Source organism: Paracoccus sp. T5 (assembly GCF_048538155.2).
Taxonomy (GTDB): domain Bacteria; phylum Pseudomonadota; class Alphaproteobacteria; order Rhodobacterales; family Rhodobacteraceae; genus Paracoccus.
The window spans coordinates 53,353-72,820 of the sequence record NZ_CM135809.1; the positions used below are offsets into that span (position 1 = coordinate 53,353).

The following is a 19,468-nucleotide window of genomic DNA, read 5'->3' on the forward strand; positions in this document are numbered from 1 at the left end:
GCGACGGCGGGGCCCGCGGGTCCCGCCGTTCTTTTACCTAAGCAGCGATGAAGGATCAGTAAAGGACGACCGAGCGGATGGATTCACCATGGTGCATCAGGTCGAAGCCCTTGTTGATGTCCTCCAGCGGCATCGTGTGCGTGATCATCGGGTCTATCTCGATCTTGCCGTCCATGTACCAGTCGACGATCCGGGGCACGTCGGTCCGGCCGCGGGCACCACCAAAGGCTGTGCCCTTCCAGACGCGGCCGGTGACCAGCTGGAACGGACGGGTGCTGATTTCCGCGCCGGCGGCCGCCACGCCGATGATGATCGACTGGCCCCAGCCCCGGTGGGTGCATTCCAGCGCGTCGCGCATCACCTTGGTGCTGCCGGTCGCGTCAAAGCTGTAATCCGCGCCGCCGATCTGGTCGAAGGGCGTCTTGGTCATCTCGACGAGGTGCTGGACGATATTGCCGTCGATTTCCTTCGGGTTGACGAAATGCGTCATCCCGAAACGCTCGGCCATCTCTTTCTTGTCGTTGTTCAGGTCGACGCCGATGATCATGTCGGCCCCGGCCATCCGCAGGCCCTGGATCACGTTCAGGCCGATGCCGCCCAGGCCGAACACGACCGCCTTGGCGCCGATCTCGACCTTGGCGGTGTTGATCACCGCGCCGATGCCCGTGGTCACGCCGCAACCGATGTAGCAGATCTTGTCAAAGGGCGCGTCCTCGCGGACCTTGGCGACCGCGATCTCCGGCAGGACGGTGTAGTTCGAGAAGGTCGAGCAGCCCATATAGTGGTAGATCGGCGTGCCATCCAGCATCGAGAAGCGGCTGGTCCCGTCGGGCATCAGACCCTGGCCCTGCGTCGCGCGGATGCGCGTGCAGAGGTTCGTCTTGCCCGAAAGGCAGGAGGCGCATTCGCGGCATTCCGGCGTATAGAGCGGGATGACGTGGTCGCCCACCTTCACCGAGGTCACGCCGGGCCCGACCTCGACCACGACGCCCGCGCCCTCATGGCCCAGGATGGTCGGGAAGATCCCTTCCGGGTCGGCGCCCGAGCGGGTGAATTCGTCGGTGTGGCAAATGCCGGTCGCCTTGATCTCGACCATCACCTCTCCGGCTTTCGGGCCTTCGAGATTGACCTCCATCACTTCCAGCGGTTTGCCGGCCTCGAGGGCCACGGCGGCACGGGTTCTCATCTTCTTCTCTCCTATCGCCTCAAGGGGCTTTCGGTCAGGGCGAAGGGGCCGACTGGCGGCCCCTTGGCGGTTCTCTTCATGCTGGCTGGGCCCGGCGTCAAGCCGGCAAGGCCCCCGAACGCTTGGCGACATGAGTTGCGATCGCGTCCATCAGCGGTGGCGACAGCGCATCATAGGGCTCCAGCCCAAGCTCGCGCAGGCGCGACCGGATGCCGTCCATCCGCGACGGCTCGACCCCGGCTTCGATGACCGAACTGACAAAGGCCGCAAATTCGGGCGCGGCCCATCCCTCCTCGGGGGACAGTTCGGTATGGACGAAGTCCAGGCCGTAGAACGGATGATCCTTGTTCTCGATGCGCCCGTACATGTGCACGCCGCAGTCGCGGCAGCGGTGGCGCTGGATGGGCGCGTCGGGGTTCACGATTTCCAGCTTGTCGCCGTTTTCGATGACCTCGACCGCATCGCGCGACACCACGGCCACCTGGCTGAAGACAGCGCCATCAGGCTTCCAGCACTTGGTGCAGCCGCAGACATGGTTATGGGCCGTCTGCGCGCTCAGCCGGACCTTTACCGGGTTGGTCGTGCAGTGACAGGTCAGGACGCCGCCCGAAAAACTCGGGTTGCCTTCTCTGACGCCGTGATCGACGCTTGGGTGAATGCTCACCCCGTCAGTGCTCGCCATGGTCACCTCCTCCAAACGACCGGACTGATCTCAGGGTCGCGCCGATGGGAACTTTCGGCAAGTGAGAGGAAGGTTGTAGCCCGGCCGAAAAGCCGGGCCGCGAGGCCATTGAAAGACCCGGCCTCAGCTGGCGGGGGTCGAGGAGACGCCCACCTTGGCAGGGCGCAGAAGCCGGTCGTGCAGGCGGAAACCGTTGTCCATCACCTGGATGATCTGGCCCGCGATCGTGCCGGGCACCGCCGCCTCGAACATCGCCTCGTGGATGGCGGGGTCGAACTTCTCGCCCGCTTCAGGGCGGATGATGGTGATGCCATGCTTTGTGAAGACGTTCGACAATTCGCGCAGGGTCAGCTCGACCCCCTCGATCAGGGCGGCCGCAGCGGCGCGCTGTTCGTCGCTTGCGGCGTCCAGCGCCCGCGTCAGCGCGTCATGCACGGGCAGCAGGTCGCGCGCCAGGCGCGAGCCGCCGTACTGCTCGGCGTCGCGGCGATCCTTGTCGGCCCGCTTGCGCGAATTCTCGGCATCGGCCAGGGCGCGCATCCACTTGTCGCGCAACTCATCACGCTCGGCCGTCAGGCGCGCCACTTCGTCGCCCTGATCGGCCAGCGGGTCCTCGAGATAGTCTTCGATCGGCTGTTCGTTCTGCTCGGTCATCTTCACTTCATCCTTTCCGGCCGGACAACACCCGCCCGACCAGCTGGGCGGTATAGTCGACAATCGGGACGATCCGGCCGTAGTTCAGCCGGGTCGGACCGATGACGCCTACCGCGCCTACAATCTTCCGGTCGGCATTCATATAGGGTGAAACCACCAGAGCGGAACCCGAAAGTGAAAAAAGCTTGTTTTCGGAGCCGATGAAGATGCGGACCCCCTCGCCCCGTTCGGCTAGTTCCAGGAACTCCACGATGTCCCGCTTGCGTTCCAGATCGTCGAACAGGATCCGGATGCGGTCCAGGTCGGCCAGCTCGCTGTCCAGAAGGTTGGCGCGCCCCTTGACGATCAGCCGCGGATCCGTGGCCTCGGCCCCCCACAGCGCAATCCCGGATTCTACCAGTTCCGCGGCAAGGACATCCAGTTCGCGGCGCCGCAGCTTGACCTGCTGGGCCAGCTGCGTGCGCAGTTCGGCCAGGGTCCTGCCCTCGGCCATGGCGTTGAGGAAATTCCCCGCCTCGCGCATCGACGAGGGCGTCTGGCCGGCAGGCGGGGTGAAGACGCGGTTCTCGACATGGCCGTCGGCAAAGACCAGTACCACGAGCGCCCGGTCCACCCCCAGGCTGACGAACTCGATATGGCGGATCGGTGCCTCGTGCTTGGGCATCAGGACCAGCGAGGCGCCGCGGGTGATCGAGGACAGGGCGGTGCTGACGCGGTCCAGCAGGACACCCGTATCGGGATCGTCATTGCCCAGGGTCTGGTCGATCGCCGCGCGGTCGGTGGGCGCCACCGCATCCACCTCCATCATGCCATCGACGAAAAGGCGCAGGCCCAGTTGCGACGGCAGCCGCCCGGCCGAGACATGCGGGCTGTCCAGCAGGCCCATGAATTCCAGGTCCTGCATCACGTTGCGGATCGTCGCCGCGCTGAGCTTTTCGGACAGCGCGCGCGTCAGGGTCCGGGAGCCCACCGGCTCACCCGTATCCAGATAGGATTCGACCACCCGGCGAAACACTTCGCGGGACCGGTCGTTCATCTCATTCAGCAGCGATTCTTGGCTCATCGGGCTCGCGGGGTTGCGTGACTGTGCCCTGGGGCGGTATGGGGCAGGCTATCTTCAGGAAAAGGATAAGTCATGCGCCCTTCAGGCCGGAATCTAAGCCAAATGCGTCCGATTTCAATCGAAACCGGGGTGATGCGGCATGCCGAAGGCTCCTGCCTGATCCGCTGTGGTGATACCCATGTCCTGTGCACCGCCTCGATCGAGGACAATCCGCCCCGTTTCCTCAAGGGTACCGGCCTGGGCTGGGTCACGGCCGAATACGGCATGCTGCCCCGCGCGACCAATACCCGCAACCGCCGCGAGGCGGCGCAGGGCAAGCAGTCGGGCCGCACGCAGGAGATCCAGCGCCTGATCGGCCGCAGCCTGCGCGCCGGCATCGACCGCAGCGCCCTGGGCGAACGGCAGATCACCGTCGACTGCGACGTCATCCAGGCCGATGGCGGGACGCGCTGCGCCTCGATCACCGGGGGTTGGGTGGCGCTGCGCCTGGCGGTCAACAAGCTGCTGAAGGCGGGCGTGCTGTCCACTGACCCGATCATCGACCATGTCGCGGCCGTCAGCTGCGGCATCTATGCCGGCCAGCCGCTGCTGGACCTGGACTATGCCGAGGACAGCGAGGCGGGCACCGACGGCAATTTCGTCCTGACCGGCGCCGGCCGCCTGATCGAGGTGCAGATGTCGGCCGAGGGCGCCACCTTCTCGCGCGACGAGATGGGCCAGCTGCTGGACCTGGCCGAGACGGGCATGGCCGAACTGGTGGCCGCGCAGAAGGCCGTGTTCGCATGAGGAAGTTCACCGAAAGGCGCCTGCTGGTGGCCACTCATAATGCCGGCAAGCTGGCCGAGATGCGGGCCCTGCTGGCGCCTTACGGTGTCGAGGTGGCCGGCGCCGCCGAAGCGGGCCTGGCGGAGCCGGTCGAGACCGAGGACAATTTCATCGGCAATGCCCGCATCAAGGCCCGCGCCGCCATGGAGGCGACGGGCCTGCCGGTTCTGGCCGATGACAGCGGCATCTGCGTGGATGCCCTGGGGGGCGCCCCCGGCGTCTATACCGCGGACTGGGCCGAAACCGGGCAGGGCCGCGACTTTGGCATGGCGATGGAGCGGACTTGGCGTGCCCTGGAAGACGCCTGCGCCCCTGCCCCGCGGCTGGCCCAGTTCCGCTGCACGCTGGTGCTGATGTGGCCGGACGGGCATGACGAGGTTTTCGAAGGCGTGCTGCCAGGTCAGATCGTCTGGCCCCCGCGCGGCGCCGAAGGACACGGCTATGACCCGATCTTCCAGCCCGAGGGCCACCAGCTGACCTTGGGCGAGATGACCGCCGAGATGAAGAACAGCCTCAGCCACCGCGCGCTGGCCGTGGCCAGGATGATCGAGGCCGCCTTTGCGTAGGATCTCTGCAGGATCGACCTTCGAGGCGCGGCTGGCCTACAGCCGGGCCGTCGTCAAGGGTGACTGGTGCTTTGTCTCGGGCGTCACCGGTTACGACTATGACACGATGACTATGCCCGAGGACGCGGCGACGCAGGCGCGCAACTGCCTTGCCACGATTTTTGCGGTTCTGGATCAGGCCGGGTTCGCCCCCGGGGATATCGTGCGGATGCAGTACACGATCATTGACGCGGCGCTGGTCGATGAGATCGCGCCCGCCCTGTCTGAGGCACTGGACCAGATCCGTCCGGCCGCCACGATGGTGGTCGCCGGGCTGATCCGCCCAGAGATGAAGATCGAGATCGAAGCGACGGCGTTCCGGGGATGAGTGGCGGTGGCGAGGATTGGCGGGCGGGCGGCTTTGGACTTTACGTCCACTGGCCCTTCTGCGCCTCGAAATGTCCCTATTGTGATTTCAACAGCCATGTCGTGGATCGGGTCGACCAGCGCCGGTGGGCCGATGCCCTGGCCGCCGAGATCGCCCGGCTGGCGGCAGAGACGCCCGGACGCCATCTGGGCAGCATCTTCTTTGGCGGGGGCACCCCGTCGCTGATGGAGCCCGAGACGGTGGATGCCGTCATCCGCGCGGCCCGGGCCGGATGGGGCTTTGTCAACGACATCGAGATCTCGCTGGAGGCCAATCCGACCAGCGTCGAGAAGTCCCGTTTCCGGGGCTTTGCCGAAGCTGGCGTCAATCGGCTGTCGATGGGCATCCAGGCATTGAACGACGCCGACCTGCGGCGCCTTGGGCGGATGCATTCCGTGGCAGAGGCGCGTGCCGCCTTTGACGTGGCGCGGGACAGCTTTGACCGCGTCAGCTTTGACCTGATCTATGCGCGCCAGGGGCAGGATCGCGCTGCCTGGCGGGCCGAGCTGCGCGAGGCGCTGACGATGGCCGTCGACCACCTGTCGCTCTACCAGCTGACGATCGAGCCCGGGACGGCCTTTGGGGCGCGTGCCGATGCCGGAAAGCTGCGCGACCTGCCTGACGATGACCTGTCGGCCGACATGTATGCCGAGACGCAGGACCTGTGCGCGGCGGCTGGCATGGCGGGCTACGAGATTTCGAACCACGCGCGGGACGGTGCAGCCAGCCGGCACAATCTGGTCTACTGGCGCCAGGGTGACTGGGCCGCCGTCGGACCGGGTGCCCATGGAAGGTTGACGCTGCCCGAAGGGCGGATGGCGACCGAGGCGCTGCGGGCTCCGGGTGCGTGGCTGAACGCGGTGGAGGCGCAGGGAACGGGCGAGCTGCCACGCGAGTTCATCCCCGCAGGCGAACAGGCGACGGAATATCTGCTGATGGCGATGCGACTGAACGAAGGTCTGGACGAGGCCCGATATGCCCGCCTGGCCGGGCAACCGCTGGACGAGGCCGCCATCGCCTCGCTGCAGGACCTGGGCATGGTCTCCCGTGCCGAAGGCCGGGTGCGTGCCACCGACGCGGGACGGCCGGTGCTGAACGCCATCCTGCGCGAACTGGCGGCCTGACGATGCGGCGCAGGATGTGGCTGGCGATCGGCTGGACCTTTGTTGTCTTGGGCATCATCGGGATCGCCCTGCCCGTGGTGCCGACGGTTCCGTTTCTGCTGGTCGCAGCCTGGGCCTTTTCGCGGTCTTCTCCTGTCCTGCAGCAAAGGATCCTGGACCACCCCACCTACGGGCCGCCGGTCCGGGCGTGGCAGGAACGGGGCGCAGTCGGCCCTTTGGCCAAGATTTGGGCCATCAGTGCGATGAGCGGCGGCGTCCTGCTGTCATGGTTCGCGGGGATGCCCCTCTGGGTGGTGGCAAGCCAAGCAGGGATATGCACCGCAGTGGCCGCCTTTTTGATCACCAGGCCCCATGTTTAGTATATCACGTAAAATGGGACACTATATTTGGTATCAGGCCTGAGTTCCGAGGAGCTGACACAGGCGCTCCAACTCGTCCAGATCACGATAGGCGATCGTCAATTCGCCTGCTGCCGCACCGGTAGGACTGATCTGCACCTTCATCTTGAGCTGTGCCGTAAGGTCGGCCTCCAAGGCTCGGGTATCGGCATCCTTGTCATCGGCCCGGCCGTGCCGCGGGTTCCTGTCCGCACGCGGCTGCGCCAGCTTTCGGACCATTTCCTCGGTCTCGCGAACCGAGAGCCCCTTCTCCGCCACACGGCGCGCCAGTTGTGCGGAATCCGGCGCCGTGATCAGGGCCCGTGCGTGACCGGCACTCAGCTTGCCGTCCTTTACCATCTCCTGAACCGTGTCCGGCAGGTTCAGAAGCCGCAGAAGGTTGGCGATGTGGCTGCGGCTCTTGTTGAGGGCCTCTGCAAGCCGCTCCTGCGTGTGGCCGAACCGGTCCATCAACTGGCGGAACGATGCTGCCTCTTCGATCGCGTTCAGGTCGGCGCGCTGGATGTTTTCGATAATCGCGACTTCTAGGACTTCGGTATCCGACATGTCGCGGATGATGACCGGAACCTCATGCAGCTGCGCCATCTGCGCCGCACGCCAGCGGCGCTCTCCTGCGACGATCTGGAACAGGCCGGCATCCTGCGGATGTGGCCGAACGATCAGCGGCTGCAGGATTCCGCGCTGCTTGAGCGAGGCCGCCAGTTCCTGCAGCGCTTCCGGATCGAAGCTGCGGCGCGGCTGGTCGGGATTGGCGGTGACCTGCTCGATCGGCACCAGCGTGCGGTCTTTTCCTACAGCAGACTTCGGCTCCGGGCCCAGATCCATGTCTGCCATCAAGGCAGAAAGCCCCCGGCCCAAGCCACGCTTCGCGATCTTGCTGTCAGACATCAGGCCACCTCCGGCACGAGTTTCAGGCGAGCAGTGAATTCGGAAGCGAAGCGCTTGTAAGCGACGCTGCCTTTCGACGAGGGATCATAGATCAGCACCGGCTGCGCATGCGACGGTGCCTCGGACACACGGACATTGCGCGGGATGACTGTCGGATAGACAAGGTCTCCCAATGTTTCGCGCGCGTCCGCTTCCACTTGTTGGGCCAGATTGTTGCGATAGTCCGACATGGTCAAAAGGATGCCGTTGATGCGGAGCCGCGGATTGGGGCCCTGGCGCACCTGCTTGACAGTTCCCAACAGCTGCGACAGCCCCTCCAATGCGTAGAATTCGGCCTGAAGCGGAACAAGAACGCTGGATGCCGCCACCATTGCGTTGACGGTCAAAAGACCAAGAGCCGGTGGGCAGTCGATCAGAATGATGGTGCCAGTTGCAGCAGTCTGCAACTGTTTCTCCAGCAGCCGCATGCGATCAGGCGTCTGTGCCAGATCGACATCTGCCGAAGCAAGATCGGGCGTCGACGGCACAACGGACAGGTTTGGAACCTGTGTCGGCACGGCCGCACCATCCAGATCGACATCGCCTGTCAGAAGATCATAGACCGTCCATTCACGCCGATCGGCCTCGACTCCAAGCCCCGTCGAAGCATTGCCCTGGGGATCTAGGTCGATCAGGATGACACTATGCCCTTCGGCTGCCAAGGCAGCACCCAAATTGACCGCCGTGGTGGTTTTCCCGACGCCTCCCTTTTGATTGGCGATGGCAATGATGTGCTTCTCACGCATCGGAGACTCCGGTTATCTTGAGGATGGCCGCTTCTGGTTCTGTCTTACTGGGGAAAGCGGTCATGTCAAATCGACAATCTTTGGTTGCCTCAAGATGTTCTTCTTTCCAGTTCCGGCCCTTCATCAACCAAGCCACGCCCTCAGGGGACAGGTGGCGTTTCACCATTGTGATAAGCTTCGGAAGGGGCGCCAAGGCGCGGGCTGAGATGTAGTCAGCCCGCAGAGGAGCAAGCTGTTCAATCCTTGCGTTGACGACATCGACCTTCTGCAGGTCGAGTTGTCGAGCAACTGTGCGGAGAAAGGCCGCTTTTCGCTTGTCGCTCTCGACGAGGGTTACCTTAACCGGACGGTCCCCGTAGGCAATGGCTGTCACCAGCCCAGGAAGGCCCCCGCCGCTGCCTAGATCTACCCAATGGCCGCCTCGAGCATCGGCAAGTTCCGCCAGCTGGAGCGAGTCGCGAATATGACGTTCATCAAAATCGGAAAGAGACCCAGCAGCTACCAAATTGATGCGCGGATTCCATTTCCGCACAAGGTCCCCGTACTCGCGCAGCTTGTCTTCTGTTTCACGTGGAACATTCAAAGCTTGCGCCGCCTGAAAATCTTCTGCGCCGAAAGAAGCAGAGCCAACGCAGCCGGCGTCATGCCTTCAATTCGAGCCGCATCCGCCAAGGTCGCGGGCCGTCGTTCATCCAGTTTACGCGACAGCTCCCCCGAGAGACCTCCTAAAGAACGGTAATCAAGCTCAAGGCTAAGGCTGATATCTTCATTGGCCTTGATTGCATCCGCATCGCGCGCCTGACGATCTGTATACTGGCTGTAAAGGGCGTCGTTCCGAAGTTGCTGCAGCGTGCTGGCCGACACAGACGCAACTTCCGGTGAAATTTGGGAAAGGAGATCCTGATCCATATCCGTCAGACCCAGGAGCGTAAACAGGGAGCGCTGCTGACCATCCTGCCGAACCGTAATGCCGCCCTTTGCGAGTTGTGACGAGCTCAGGCGCCGTTCTTCCAAGGAGCGGCGCGCCTTAACATACGCATCTTGGCGCAGCGAGAACGATTGCCAACGCGCCTCGCCAACGCAACCGACTGCACGTCCCCATTCCGTCAAGCGCTGGTCGGCATTATCAGCCCGCAGGGTCAGCCTGAACTCGGCCCGAGACGTGAACATGCGATAGGGTTCAGTCACTCCCCGCGTGACCAAGTCGTCAATCATGACACCGATGTAGCTGTTCGTCCGGCTGAAGCGCTGCGGTTCGCCACCCTGGACCTCCAGAGCCGCATTTAGACCCGCCGCCAGCCCCTGTGCTGCAGCCTCTTCATACCCCGTCGTGCCGTTGATTTGACCCGCCAGATAAAGACCTGCAACGGACTTGACCCCCAAGGTTCCACCCAATGCCCTGGGATCAACATAGTCGTATTCGACCGCATAGCCAGGCTGCACGATGACAGCCTTCTCCAGTCCCGCCATCGACCGAACATAGGCTTCCTGAACATCTGCAGGCAGCGAGGTGGAGATGCCGTTCGGGTATACGGTCGGGTCGTCCAGCCCTTCAGGCTCCAGAAAGACCTGGTGCGACGGTTTGTCGGCAAAGCGCACGACCTTGTCCTCGATCGACGGGCAGTATCGCGGACCCCGTCCGGATATCTGGCCGCCATACATCGCCGACTTCTGGATATTGTCGCGGATGATTGCATGCGTCGCTTCGTTCGTATGGGTGATCCCGCAAGAGATCTGGCGCAGCGGCGGCTTCACTGAAAGATACGAAAATAGTGTCGGGTCCTCGTCACCCGGCTGATGTTCCAGTGCCGACCAGTCGATGCTGCGACCGTCCAGGCGAGGCGGCGTCCCGGTCTTCAAACGCCCCAGAGGAAGGTCGAATTGAAGTAGCGAGTCTGCCAGACCAACCGCGGCCGCATCTCCCCACCTGCCGGCCGGCCGGCTAACCTCTCCGATATGGATCACGCCATTCAGGAAGGTTCCTGTGGTCAGAACCAGGGCGGAACAAGAATAGGAAGATCCCTCGGCCATATTGAAGCCTTGGATTCGTCCGCCCATCTCACGAATTCCTGTCACTTCTCCAAAGATCAAGGTGATGCCCGGATAAGTGCTGATGATGTTCCACGCTGCAGAACGATAGGCTTGACGGTCCATCTGGGCCCGAGGTCCTTGGACGGCAGGCCCCTTGCGCCGGTTCAGCAGCCTGAACTGGATTCCGGCCGCATCGGCAATGCCCCCCATGACCCCATCGAGAGCGTCAACTTCCCGGACCAGATGCCCTTTTCCAAGGCCCCCGATTGCTGGATTGCACGACAGCGTGCCGATATCTTCACGTCGCATGGTGATCAGGGCAACTTTAGACCCCATTCGGGCCGCGGCGGTTGCCGCCTCCAGCCCCGCATGACCAGCTCCAATAACGGCAACATCAAAATGTTTCACGTGAAGCACTCCTATTTGCCGATACAGAAGGAGGAAAAGATTCGGTCTAGGTAGTCTTCTGCATCGATTCGGCCAAGAAGTCGATCCAGTGCCGCATTGGCCCGGCGCAGAGACTCGGCAATCAGTTCAACAGGTGCATCGTAAACTTCGTCCAATGATGACTTGGCGTCACGCAGTTCAGCATTCTGTCGTTCGTGGCTGACCAGCCCTGCATTGCTTGACCTATTGGACAGGATCTCGAAAACCGCCTGCATGAGCTGGTCCAAACCTTCACCAGAGACAGCCGAGATCGCCAGTCCCGGGCATGATGCAGCCAGATCCGCTTTGCTCTGCACCAGAAGATCCTCGTCCTGCCACATGCCAGCAACCGGTTCCGCGGTCGGAGAAAGGTGAATGCGCAGATCCGCCGCCTCAGCCCGACCCCGCGCGCGCGCGATCCCTACCGCTTCCACCGTATCCCCAGCTTCCCGAATCCCGGCAGTGTCCAGAAGCGTGACCGCCAGGCCCTGCAGATCCATCCTGACTTCGATGACGTCCCGGGTCGTACCGGCAACTTCCGAGACGATAGCCACGTCCCTTCGGGCCAAACTGTTCATCAGGCTGGATTTTCCGGCATTCGGCGGACCGATGATCGCCACCTCGAAACCTTGGCGGACGCGTTCTGCCGCGCCGAACCCGTCCAGCTCCCGCTGAATCTGCCGAACAAGGTCGGTCACGATGTCAAAGACGCGCGGCGGCACCTCATCGGGAACATCTTCATCGGCAAAATCGACGGTGACTTCCACCAGCGCACCGGCTTCGATCAGCAGGTCGCGCCACGCCTCGGCACGCCGCGCCATCTCACCGCCTGCGGCACGCAGGGCGAGTTTTCGCTGCGACTCGGTCTCGGCTGCCAAAAGATCGCCCAAGCCTTCGATTTCCGCCAGATCCATGCGGCCGTTCAGGAAAGCGCGACGGGTGAATTCCCCGGCATCGGCCACCCGCGCGCCCAGGTTCTGCAACGCGACGGCCACGCGCCGCGCCACAACCGGTGCGCCGTGCAGATGCAGTTCGGCAACTTCTTCACCCGTGAAACTTGCACCGGCTGCGAACCAGAGGGCCAGCACCTGATCAACAGGTTCGCCACCTTCGGTCAGATCCCGAAAATAACTGCGGCGCGCCTGCGGCATGGGCCCGACCAGGCTCTCCGCCGCTGCCCGGGCTCCATCGCCACTCAGCCGGATGACGGAAACGCCCCCCCGCCCGGGCGGGGTGGCCTCTGCAAAGATAAGGTCCATCGCTGCCTCGTCAGGCGTTCATCGAGTCGAAGAACTCGGCATTGCTCTTGGTCTGCTTCAACTTCGAAATGAGGAACTCGACCGCATCGGTCGTTCCCATGGGATTGAGGATCCGGCGCAGCAAATAGGTCTTTTGCAGGTCCTTGCTGTCCACCAGCAATTCCTCTTTCCGTGTGCCGGACTTCAGGATGTCCATGGCAGGGAAGACGCGCTTGTCGGCCACCTTGCGGTCCAGCACGATCTCGCTGTTTCCGGTGCCCTTGAATTCCTCGAAGATCACCTCGTCCATGCGCGATCCAGTGTCGATCAGCGCGGTCGCGATGATGGTCAGGCTGCCGCCCTCTTCGATGTTACGCGCAGCGCCGAAGAAACGCTTGGGGCGCTGCAAGGCGTTGGCATCGACACCACCGGTCAGCACCTTGCCCGAGCTTGGCACCACGGTATTGAAGGCACGACCAAGTCTGGTGATCGAATCAAGAAGGATCACCACATCTCGTTTATGCTCGACCAGGCGCTTGGCCTTCTCGATGACCATTTCGGACACGGCCACATGACGGCTGGCCGGTTCATCGAAGGTCGACGAAACGACTTCGCCCCGCACGCTGCGCTGCATGTCGGTGACTTCTTCGGGCCGCTCATCGATCAGCAACACGATCAGATAGCATTCCGGATGATTTTTCTCGATCGAATGCGCGATATTCTGCAGCAGCACGGTCTTGCCGGTCCGGGGCGGGGCCACGATCAGCGAACGCTGGCCCTTGCCGATCGGCGACACCAGGTCGATGATCCGGGCGCTGCGATCCTTCAGGGTCGGATCCTCGATCTCCATCTTCAGCCGCTCGTCGGGATAAAGCGGCGTCAGGTTGTCGAAGGCGACCTTGTGGCGCGCCTTTTCGGGATCCTCAAAATTGATCCGCTCGACCTTGGTCAGCGCGAAATAGCGTTCGTTCTCGCCCGGCGCACGGATCACACCTTCCACGGAATCACCCGTGCGCAGCGAATGCTGCCGGATCATGTCCGGGCTGACATAGATGTCATCCGGACCGGGCAGATAGTTGGCTTCGGTCGAGCGCAGGAAGCCGAATCCGTCCTGGACAACCTCCAGCACGCCTTCGCCGCCAATGTCCCAGCCTTCCTCGGCATGCTCCTTGAGGATCGAGAACATCATCTCGCCCTTGCGCATGGTCGAGGCGTTCTCGATCTCCCATTCTTCCGCCATGGACAGCAGATCAGCGGGGCTCTTGGCCTTCAGCTCGGACAGGTTGAGGCGTTCTTCGGTCATATTGGCGCAAACTTTCGGCCGCGCCACTCATGGGGCGGCACAGGAGATGTGTTCGGAGAATCCCGCACCGGACGGCCGGGGTTGCGGCGCAGATAAGCCCCCGCCCGCCACGAGTCAATCTTTTCGATCAGAACTTGACGATGACGGCGCTGACGATGGCGACCATCAGCAGCGTCGGAATCTCGTTCATCAGCCTGTAGGTCCGTCCGGTCTGCGGCCTTTCGGCCGCGAGATTCCGGCGCTCCCGTGCGCACCACATGTGAAACCAGGTCATGCCCAGCACCGCCGCCGCCTTCACCCAGGGCCAGATCATCGTCCAGCTGACGATTCCCGGCGTCATCACCAGCGTCAGGCCGCTGATCCAGGTGGCGATCATCGCCGGGTTCATGATCAGGCGAAGCAGCTTGTCCTCCATGATGACAAAGCTGCCGACCGGCTCGGCCAGCTCACCACGCCGTTCGGCGTGATAGACGAACAGCCTGGGAAGATAGAACAGGCCGGCCATCCAGGAGATGACTGCCATGACGTGAAACGCCTTCACGTAGGGATAGATCACGGGCAGCCAGTCGATCATCGGAACCTCACTCTCCTCCACTTAAATAAAAAGGATAAAGAAGGAAATGTTGTTGAAGTAGGGGCTGTGGATAGCGGGATCGTCGCGTTGTTCACCGCGATTTCCTCAGAATCAGTGCCTGTGGACAACCTTGTGGTCAAACGGCCGCGCAGGCGGAAAATTATTTGTAAACAAATACCTCCTGTGTGGATAATCTTGCGGATAATGATCCTGCCCCGAATTTGTCCACAAAAAGGGTGGCTGCAGGTTTCATCTTGTCCACTTGTGGAGAACAGGCTCCCGTTCTTCTTTTGTCCAAGGCGAGATTCAGTCCCTGAAAGGCCTTGACGGACTTGCCACCAGGCGCCGGCCCGATTCCTCCATGAAACTGTCCACAGAACGGTCCTCCGTGCCCCCAGACCATCAAAGCTGCGGCAAAAATCGCGGTTGGGTCTTTTTTCTCAGGAACATGCCGCCTAGTCTGGGCGGCGGACGGGGCCCTGACCCCGGGGCACATGACAAAGCGAAGATGACCGAGGATTTTCCTGCCAGTCAGATCAGCCACGTCCCCCTGGCCGGGGTCATCGGCATGCCCATCGCGCATTCGCGCTCGCCCCGGCTTCATGCGCATTGGCTCGGGCGCTATGGCCTTGCGGGGCATTACATCCCGATCCCCGTCATGCCCGAGCATCTGGCCGAGGTTCTTCGCATCCTGCCGCGCGCGGGCTTTGTCGGGGCGAACGTCACGATCCCGCACAAGGAAGCCGTGCTGACGCTGGCCGACACGGTGACCGACCGCGCGGCACTGATCGGGGCCGCCAATACGCTGATCTTTCGACCCGACGGCAAGATCCACGCCGACAACACGGATGGATACGGCTTCATCGCGAACCTGCGCCAGAACGCGCCGGACTGGCAGCCGGATCTGGGCCCGGCAGCGGTCATCGGGGCCGGCGGGGCGGCACGCGCCGTGGTGGCGTCGCTTCTGGACAGCGGTGTCCCGGAGCTGAGGATCACCAATCGCACCCGCCTGCGGGCCGAGCAGATCAAGGCGGAATTCGGGGCGCGGCTGGTCGTCTATGACTGGGCCCAGGTCGGCAACATGCTGGACGGCGCGACGACGGTGGTCAATGCCACCTCCCTGGGGATGGAGGGCAAGCAGCCGCTGCGGGTGCCCTTGGATGCGCTGTCGCCCACGGCGCTGGTCACGGATCTTGTCTACACACCGCTGCTGACGCCCTTCCTGGCCGAGGCGCAGGCACGGGGCTGCCAGGTCGTGGACGGGCTGGGGATGCTGCTGCACCAGGCCGCACCGGGGTTCGAGCGCTGGTTCGGCCACCGTCCCGATGTCGATGACGAGGCGCGCCGGGTCGCCTTGGGATGAGCTTTCGGCTTGGCCTGACCGGCAGCATCGGCATGGGAAAATCGACAACGGCGCAGATGTTCCGCGATCTGGGCCACCCGGTCTGGGATGCCGACGACGCGGTTCATCGCCTTTATGCGCCCGGCGGAGCTGCGGTCGGCCCTGTGGCGGCGGCGTTTCCCGCAGCACTGCGCGACGGCTGCATCGACCGTGGGGCGCTGAAACATGCGCTGGCCGCCGATCCGGGTGCCCTGACCCGGCTGGAGGCGCTGGTCCATCCCCTCGTGGCGCAGGATCGGCAGCAGTTCATCGCGCGATATTCCGACGCGCCGCTGGTCGTGCTGGACATCCCCCTGCTGTTCGAAGGCAGGTCGCCGCCGCAGCTGGACGGCGTGGCCGTCGTCTCGACCGATGCACAGACGCAGCATGCGCGGGTCCTGGCGCGGCCGGGCATGACGGCCGAAATGCTGGAATTGATCCTTGCACGCCAGATGCCAGACGATCAAAAGCGGGCGCGGGCGGATTGGATCATCCCCACCGATACGCCCGACGCGGCCCGTGCGGCCGTTGCCCGCATCGTCAAGGAGGTCACTTCCCATGCGTGAGATCGTTCTGGACACGGAAACCACCGGCTTCGATGCGGAGGGTGCCGACCGCATCGTCGAGATCGGCGCGCTGGAGCTGATCAACCACCTTCCGACGGGGCGGACCTTCCACGTCTACATCAACCCGGAACGGTCGATGCCCAAGGAGGCCTTCGACGTCCACGGCCTGGGCGACGACTTCCTCCGCGACAAGCCGAAATTCGCGGAAATCGCCGCAGGCTTCATCGACTTCATTAGCGACGACGCCAGGCTGGTGATCCACAACGCCGCCTTCGACATGAAATTCCTGAACGCCGAGCTGAGGCGGGCCGGGCATCCCGTCCTGCCTTGGTCGCGGGCGCTGGACACGCTGATGCTGGCGCGGGAAAAGTTTCCCGGCTCTCCGGCCACGCTGGACGCGCTCTGCCGTCGCTTCGGCGTCGACAATTCGGGGCGCGACCTGCACGGCGCGCTTCTGGACAGCGAATTGCTGGCCGAGGTCTATCTGGAACTAATCGGCGGCCGCCAGCCGGACCTGGTGCTGGACGAGCCGGGCACCGCGGCCGCCGGCGCGGGCCTGGGCAGCGAAGGCCCCTCCCGTCCGCGTCTGCCCCGCCCGCGGCCCCTGCCGCCCCGCCTGACCGCCGCCGAAGCCGAGGCGCATGCCGCCTTTGTCGCCAAGCTGGGCGAAGAGGCGGTCTGGGCGCGCTTCGCCACGACCTGACGGCAGCCTTGCACGCCCGGCTGCCGCACCCCATGCTGATGGAAACGTGAAGCGGGGCCGGATGCTGGACTGGATGCGCGAGATCGGCTCGTTCTGGGCCTCCATCTTTGAACGGATGGACAAGACGCACATGACCCTGATCGCGGCGGGGGTAGCCTTCTATGCCATGTTCGCCGTCTTTCCGGGCCTGGCCGCGATCATCGCCCTCTGGAGCCTGTGGTTCGATCCGCTGGTCGTCATGACCTATCTGGACGTCGCGCATGAATTCCTGCCAAGCGGCGCGTCCGAGATCGTGGACGACCAGGTGACCGCGCTGACCTCAAACGGGCAGACCTCGATGGGCTGGACCTCGTTCCTGTCCTTTCTCATCGCCACGATTGCGGCGCGGGCAGGGGTGGATGCGCTGATCCGGGGGCTGAACGCCGCCTATGGCGTACGCGCGCATTCGACGATCTTCGGCTTTGTTCTGGCCTATGCGTTGACGCTGGTGATTGTCGGCATCTCGTTGGCCGGATTGGCCACGATCGTGTTCGTGCCGCTGGTGCTGAACTTCTTCGTCTTTGCGCCTGTCAGATCCTGGCTGGTCACCGCCCTGCCCTGGGCCGGGATGTTCCTGCTGGTCATCCTGACCATCGGCATCCTCTACCGCTATGGCCCCAACGTGAAGACGCCCCGGACGCCGATCTTTACCTGGGGTGCGCTGTTCGCGGCCGTGCTGTGGTCGGCGGGGTCGATCGCCTTTTCGGCCTATCTCAGCAGCTTCAACAGCTACAACCGCATCTACGGCTCGATCGGGACGGTGATCGCGCTGCTGATGTGGTTCTATCTGGCGGGATTTTCGGTGCTGGTGGGTGCGCTGATCAATGTGGAACTGGCGCGTCGCCGCCGCCTGCAGGCCGCGCGCGAGGCCCGCCGGGGCTTCAACGAACTGCTGGCCGAGAAGCGCAAATGAAAGGGCGCCAATCGGGGCGCCCTTGGCAATTCCGCCAGAAGGTCCTCAGACCTCCAGACCCTCGGTCGAGGCAAAGAACATCGCTTGGCTGACGGCCGAACGAACCTGCTCCTCGCTGTAGGGTTTCGAGATCAGGAAGGCCGGTTCCGGGCGGTCACCGGTCAGCAGTCGCTCGGGGAAGGCGGTGATGAAGATCACCGGGATGTCGCCCATGCTGGACAGCAGCTCGTTGACCGCATCCACGCCGGACGACCCGTCGGCCAGCTGGATATCCGCCAGGATCAGGTCCGGGCGATGCTTGCCGGCCAGTTCGATGGCCGCCGTATGGGTGCGGGCGACGCCCGTCACCTCGTGGCCCATGGCCTGGACGATCCCCTTGATATCCATGGCGATGATCATCTCGTCCTCGATCACCATGACCTTGCCGCGCAGCGAGCTGCCCATCTCGTTCAGGGCGATCTGCACCAGCTCCTCGGCTTCCGAAGGCTCCACCTGCATGACGCGGGCGATCTGGTCGGTGCGCAGCTCCTCGATCGTGCGCAGCAGCAGCGCCTCGCGGGAGTTGGGCGTCAGCCCGCGCAGGTGGTCCTGGGCCCGCTTTTCGCGCGTGCTCATGTCGGCATCGGCCACCGGCTGGCCCGAGCTTTGCCAGATTACGTGGAAGGTCTTGAACAGCGCAATGCGCAGGTCATCCTCGCCATCCAGCACGGACCGGTCCGTCAGGATCGCCTCCAGCGTCGCGGCGGCATAATTGTCGCCGGCGCTTTGGCTGCCTGTCAGGGCGCGGGCGTAGCGGCGCAGGAACGGAAGTTCGCGCCCGATGGATTGGGCCAGGTCGGCAGCTGTCATCACGCAGTCCTCTTAATTCGCATATTGCAAGGAACCATCTTGACCCCCTATCGGTTGCATCCAGTGCGCACAAGAATGTCGGGACTAACACGAATATGACACCCAAACGAGACGACCGTCGGAGAGCGGCAGTGGAAAAGCAAATCGATGAGAACCTCAAGAGGGTTTACGAACAAGACGCCACTGACGAGATCCCCGACCGGTTTCTCGAACTGCTCAAGAAGCTGCAGGACCAGGGATGATTGTTTCCCGACCTTGCAATTCCAGCTTCTCCTTGTGCCATGGTAACGAGCTCGTATGACCCAATCAGCAACGCCCCACCCTCGCGACCAGCTGGTGGATCACCTGCCCGCCTTGCGGGCTTTTGCACTTTCGTTGACCCGTGAAGGCGCCTCGGCCGACGATCTGGTGCAGGACACCATTGTCAAGGCCTGGACGAACATGGACAAGTTCCAGGCGGGCACCAACCTGCGCGCCTGGCTGTTCACCATCCTTCGCAACACCTTCTATTCCGCGCGGCGCAAGACCAAGCGCGAGGTCAGCGACAGCGACGGCATCCACGCGGCCCGCCAGGCCACGCGTCCCGACCATGACGGTCGCCTGGCGCTGAAAGATTTCCGCACTGCCTTCGAAAAGCTGCCCGACGAACAGCGCGAGGCGCTGATTCTGGTCGGTGCGTCGGGATTTTCCTACGAGGAGGCCGCCGACATGACCGGTGTCGCGGTGGGCACGGTCAAGTCGCGGGCCAACCGCGGGCGCCGCAAATTGGCCGAGTTGCTGCATCTTGAACAAGGGGAAGAGCTGAACATGACCGATCAGGCCACCCTTGCGGTAATGGCGCAGAACAACTCCAGTTCTCGCTGAGGCG

The 19,468-nt window shown here is 63.5% G+C and carries 23 protein-coding genes; 11 read left to right on the top strand and 12 right to left on the bottom strand.

Features of this window, described 5'->3' with window-relative positions; all coding sequences use genetic code 11:
• Positions 1-55: 55 nt before the first annotated feature.
• From ACNR9W_RS00245 to hrcA, 4 genes are all read right to left on the bottom strand, one after another.
• Positions 56-1,186, bottom strand: coding sequence for an S-(hydroxymethyl)glutathione dehydrogenase/class III alcohol dehydrogenase (locus tag ACNR9W_RS00245; RefSeq protein ID WP_419268573.1), 1,131 nt, complete (start codon positions 1,184-1,186; stop codon positions 56-58).
• A gap of 97 nt (positions 1,187-1,283) precedes the next feature.
• Positions 1,284-1,868 carry an S-(hydroxymethyl)glutathione synthase gene (gfa, locus tag ACNR9W_RS00250; protein ID WP_419268574.1) on the bottom strand — a complete coding sequence of 195 codons (585 nt, stop codon included), beginning with the start codon at positions 1,866-1,868 and terminating at the stop codon, positions 1,284-1,286.
• A 123-nt stretch (positions 1,869-1,991) separates the two neighbouring features.
• Positions 1,992-2,522 (bottom strand): nucleotide exchange factor GrpE, encoded by a 531-nt coding sequence (locus ACNR9W_RS00255; protein WP_419268575.1) that lies wholly within the window; start codon positions 2,520-2,522, stop codon positions 1,992-1,994.
• Between the two features lie 7 nt (positions 2,523-2,529).
• Positions 2,530-3,585 (bottom strand): heat-inducible transcriptional repressor HrcA, encoded by a 1,056-nt coding sequence (gene hrcA, locus ACNR9W_RS00260; protein ID WP_419268576.1) that lies wholly within the window; start codon positions 3,583-3,585, stop codon positions 2,530-2,532.
• A 72-nt stretch (positions 3,586-3,657) separates the two neighbouring features.
• Between hrcA and rph the strand changes: the two genes are divergently transcribed.
• Genes rph through ACNR9W_RS00285 form a run of 5 tightly spaced genes read left to right on the top strand, consistent with a single transcriptional unit; the run spans position 3,658 to position 6,865 of the window.
• Positions 3,658-4,371, top strand: a complete 714-nt coding sequence (gene rph / locus ACNR9W_RS00265) for a ribonuclease PH (RefSeq protein ID WP_419268577.1) — start codon at positions 3,658-3,660, stop codon at positions 4,369-4,371.
• Complete coding sequence (gene rdgB, locus ACNR9W_RS00270) at positions 4,368-4,976, top strand: RdgB/HAM1 family non-canonical purine NTP pyrophosphatase (protein ID WP_419268578.1); 609 nt, start codon at positions 4,368-4,370, stop codon at positions 4,974-4,976. The genes rph and rdgB overlap by 4 nt, the downstream gene beginning before the upstream one ends.
• Positions 4,969-5,343 (top strand): RidA family protein, encoded by a 375-nt coding sequence (locus ACNR9W_RS00275; protein ID WP_419268579.1) that lies wholly within the window; start codon positions 4,969-4,971, stop codon positions 5,341-5,343. The genes rdgB and ACNR9W_RS00275 overlap by 8 nt, the downstream gene beginning before the upstream one ends.
• On the top strand, positions 5,340-6,506 hold the full coding sequence (hemW, locus tag ACNR9W_RS00280) for a radical SAM family heme chaperone HemW (RefSeq protein WP_419268580.1): 1,167 nt from the start codon (positions 5,340-5,342) through the stop codon (positions 6,504-6,506). Before ACNR9W_RS00275 ends, hemW begins: the two co-directional genes overlap by 4 nt.
• Positions 6,507-6,520: 14 nt before the next feature.
• Positions 6,521-6,865 carry a YbaN family protein gene (locus ACNR9W_RS00285; RefSeq protein ID WP_419268581.1) on the top strand — a complete coding sequence of 115 codons (345 nt, stop codon included), beginning with the start codon at positions 6,521-6,523 and terminating at the stop codon, positions 6,863-6,865.
• A gap of 33 nt (positions 6,866-6,898) precedes the next feature.
• Here the strand turns inward: ACNR9W_RS00285 and ACNR9W_RS00290 are convergent, their stop codons facing one another.
• From ACNR9W_RS00290 to ACNR9W_RS00320, 7 genes are all read right to left on the bottom strand, one after another.
• Positions 6,899-7,792, bottom strand: a complete 894-nt coding sequence (locus ACNR9W_RS00290; protein WP_419268582.1) for a ParB/RepB/Spo0J family partition protein — start codon at positions 7,790-7,792, stop codon at positions 6,899-6,901.
• Positions 7,792-8,577 carry a ParA family protein gene (locus tag ACNR9W_RS00295; protein WP_419268583.1) on the bottom strand — a complete coding sequence of 262 codons (786 nt, stop codon included), beginning with the start codon at positions 8,575-8,577 and terminating at the stop codon, positions 7,792-7,794. The genes ACNR9W_RS00290 and ACNR9W_RS00295 overlap by 1 nt, the downstream gene beginning before the upstream one ends.
• The gene (gene rsmG, locus ACNR9W_RS00300) at positions 8,570-9,160 is read right to left on the bottom strand and encodes a 16S rRNA (guanine(527)-N(7))-methyltransferase RsmG (protein ID WP_419268584.1); all 591 of its coding nucleotides are present in this window, start codon (positions 9,158-9,160) and stop codon (positions 8,570-8,572) included. The genes ACNR9W_RS00295 and rsmG overlap by 8 nt, the downstream gene beginning before the upstream one ends.
• Entirely contained in the window at positions 9,157-11,016 is a 1,860-nt protein-coding gene (gene mnmG, locus ACNR9W_RS00305; RefSeq protein ID WP_419268585.1) for a tRNA uridine-5-carboxymethylaminomethyl(34) synthesis enzyme MnmG, read from the bottom strand. The genes rsmG and mnmG overlap by 4 nt, the downstream gene beginning before the upstream one ends.
• 11 nt (positions 11,017-11,027) lie before the next feature.
• Positions 11,028-12,293 carry a tRNA uridine-5-carboxymethylaminomethyl(34) synthesis GTPase MnmE gene (gene mnmE / locus ACNR9W_RS00310; protein WP_419268586.1) on the bottom strand — a complete coding sequence of 422 codons (1,266 nt, stop codon included), beginning with the start codon at positions 12,291-12,293 and terminating at the stop codon, positions 11,028-11,030.
• A gap of 10 nt (positions 12,294-12,303) precedes the next feature.
• Positions 12,304-13,575 carry a transcription termination factor Rho gene (gene rho / locus ACNR9W_RS00315; RefSeq protein ID WP_419268587.1) on the bottom strand — a complete coding sequence of 424 codons (1,272 nt, stop codon included), beginning with the start codon at positions 13,573-13,575 and terminating at the stop codon, positions 12,304-12,306.
• Positions 13,576-13,702: 127 nt separating this feature from the next.
• Positions 13,703-14,149: a CopD family protein gene (locus ACNR9W_RS00320; protein WP_419268588.1), complete on the bottom strand. Its 447-nt coding sequence runs from the start codon at positions 14,147-14,149 to the stop codon at positions 13,703-13,705.
• A 508-nt stretch (positions 14,150-14,657) separates the two neighbouring features.
• Here ACNR9W_RS00320 and ACNR9W_RS00325 point away from each other — a divergent pair.
• The 4 genes from ACNR9W_RS00325 to ACNR9W_RS00340 are packed head-to-tail and all read left to right on the top strand — an operon-like array spanning position 14,658 to position 17,751.
• The gene (locus ACNR9W_RS00325) at positions 14,658-15,512 is read left to right on the top strand and encodes a shikimate dehydrogenase (RefSeq protein WP_419268589.1); all 855 of its coding nucleotides are present in this window, start codon (positions 14,658-14,660) and stop codon (positions 15,510-15,512) included.
• Positions 15,509-16,096: a dephospho-CoA kinase gene (gene coaE / locus ACNR9W_RS00330; protein WP_419268590.1), complete on the top strand. Its 588-nt coding sequence runs from the start codon at positions 15,509-15,511 to the stop codon at positions 16,094-16,096. The genes ACNR9W_RS00325 and coaE overlap by 4 nt, the downstream gene beginning before the upstream one ends.
• Positions 16,089-16,799 (top strand): DNA polymerase III subunit epsilon, encoded by a 711-nt coding sequence (gene dnaQ / locus ACNR9W_RS00335; RefSeq protein ID WP_419268591.1) that lies wholly within the window; start codon positions 16,089-16,091, stop codon positions 16,797-16,799. Before coaE ends, dnaQ begins: the two co-directional genes overlap by 8 nt.
• Positions 16,800-16,845: 46 nt before the next feature.
• Positions 16,846-17,751, top strand: a complete 906-nt coding sequence (locus ACNR9W_RS00340; RefSeq protein ID WP_458478551.1) for a YihY/virulence factor BrkB family protein — start codon at positions 16,846-16,848, stop codon at positions 17,749-17,751.
• 45 nt (positions 17,752-17,796) lie between these two features.
• Here ACNR9W_RS00340 and ACNR9W_RS00345 read toward each other — a convergent pair whose 3' ends face one another.
• Positions 17,797-18,600, bottom strand: a complete 804-nt coding sequence (locus tag ACNR9W_RS00345) for a response regulator (protein WP_419268593.1) — start codon at positions 18,598-18,600, stop codon at positions 17,797-17,799.
• A gap of 95 nt (positions 18,601-18,695) precedes the next feature.
• On the opposite strand from ACNR9W_RS00345, the gene ACNR9W_RS00350 reads away from it, so the two are divergent.
• A complete protein-coding gene (locus tag ACNR9W_RS00350) occupies positions 18,696-18,842 on the top strand; it encodes a NepR family anti-sigma factor (protein WP_111301308.1) in 147 nt (48 codons plus the stop codon).
• Positions 18,843-18,897: 55 nt separating this feature from the next.
• A complete protein-coding gene (locus ACNR9W_RS00355) occupies positions 18,898-19,464 on the top strand; it encodes an RNA polymerase sigma factor (RefSeq protein WP_111301306.1) in 567 nt (188 codons plus the stop codon).
• Positions 19,465-19,468 lie beyond the last annotated feature (4 nt).

Excerpts from the sequence above, each read along its gene's own strand:
- ACNR9W_RS00245 (WP_419268573.1), bottom strand. The coding sequence starts at position 1,186 with ATGAGAACCCGTGCCGCCGTGGCCCTCGAGGCCGGCAAACCGCTGGAA.
- gfa (WP_419268574.1), bottom strand. The coding sequence starts at position 1,868 with ATGGCGAGCACTGACGGGGTGAGCATTCACCCAAGCGTCGATCACGGC.
- ACNR9W_RS00255 (WP_419268575.1), bottom strand. The coding sequence starts at position 2,522 with ATGACCGAGCAGAACGAACAGCCGATCGAAGACTATCTCGAGGACCCG.
- hrcA (WP_419268576.1), bottom strand. The coding sequence starts at position 3,585 with ATGAGCCAAGAATCGCTGCTGAATGAGATGAACGACCGGTCCCGCGAA.
- rph (WP_419268577.1), top strand. The coding sequence starts at position 3,658 with ATGCGCCCTTCAGGCCGGAATCTAAGCCAAATGCGTCCGATTTCAATC.
- rdgB (WP_419268578.1), top strand. The coding sequence starts at position 4,368 with ATGAGGAAGTTCACCGAAAGGCGCCTGCTGGTGGCCACTCATAATGCC.
- hemW (WP_419268580.1), top strand. The coding sequence starts at position 5,340 with ATGAGTGGCGGTGGCGAGGATTGGCGGGCGGGCGGCTTTGGACTTTAC.
- ACNR9W_RS00285 (WP_419268581.1), top strand. The coding sequence starts at position 6,521 with ATGTGGCTGGCGATCGGCTGGACCTTTGTTGTCTTGGGCATCATCGGG.
- ACNR9W_RS00290 (WP_419268582.1), bottom strand. The coding sequence starts at position 7,792 with ATGTCTGACAGCAAGATCGCGAAGCGTGGCTTGGGCCGGGGGCTTTCT.
- ACNR9W_RS00295 (WP_419268583.1), bottom strand. The coding sequence starts at position 8,577 with ATGCGTGAGAAGCACATCATTGCCATCGCCAATCAAAAGGGAGGCGTC.
- mnmE (WP_419268586.1), bottom strand. The coding sequence starts at position 12,293 with ATGGACCTTATCTTTGCAGAGGCCACCCCGCCCGGGCGGGGGGGCGTT.
- rho (WP_419268587.1), bottom strand. The coding sequence starts at position 13,575 with ATGACCGAAGAACGCCTCAACCTGTCCGAGCTGAAGGCCAAGAGCCCC.
- ACNR9W_RS00320 (WP_419268588.1), bottom strand. The coding sequence starts at position 14,149 with ATGATCGACTGGCTGCCCGTGATCTATCCCTACGTGAAGGCGTTTCAC.
- ACNR9W_RS00325 (WP_419268589.1), top strand. The coding sequence starts at position 14,658 with ATGACCGAGGATTTTCCTGCCAGTCAGATCAGCCACGTCCCCCTGGCC.
- coaE (WP_419268590.1), top strand. The coding sequence starts at position 15,509 with ATGAGCTTTCGGCTTGGCCTGACCGGCAGCATCGGCATGGGAAAATCG.
- dnaQ (WP_419268591.1), top strand. The coding sequence starts at position 16,089 with ATGCGTGAGATCGTTCTGGACACGGAAACCACCGGCTTCGATGCGGAG.
- ACNR9W_RS00345 (WP_419268593.1), bottom strand. The coding sequence starts at position 18,600 with ATGACAGCTGCCGACCTGGCCCAATCCATCGGGCGCGAACTTCCGTTC.
- ACNR9W_RS00350 (WP_111301308.1), top strand. The coding sequence starts at position 18,696 with ATGACACCCAAACGAGACGACCGTCGGAGAGCGGCAGTGGAAAAGCAA.
- ACNR9W_RS00355 (WP_111301306.1), top strand. The coding sequence starts at position 18,898 with ATGACCCAATCAGCAACGCCCCACCCTCGCGACCAGCTGGTGGATCAC.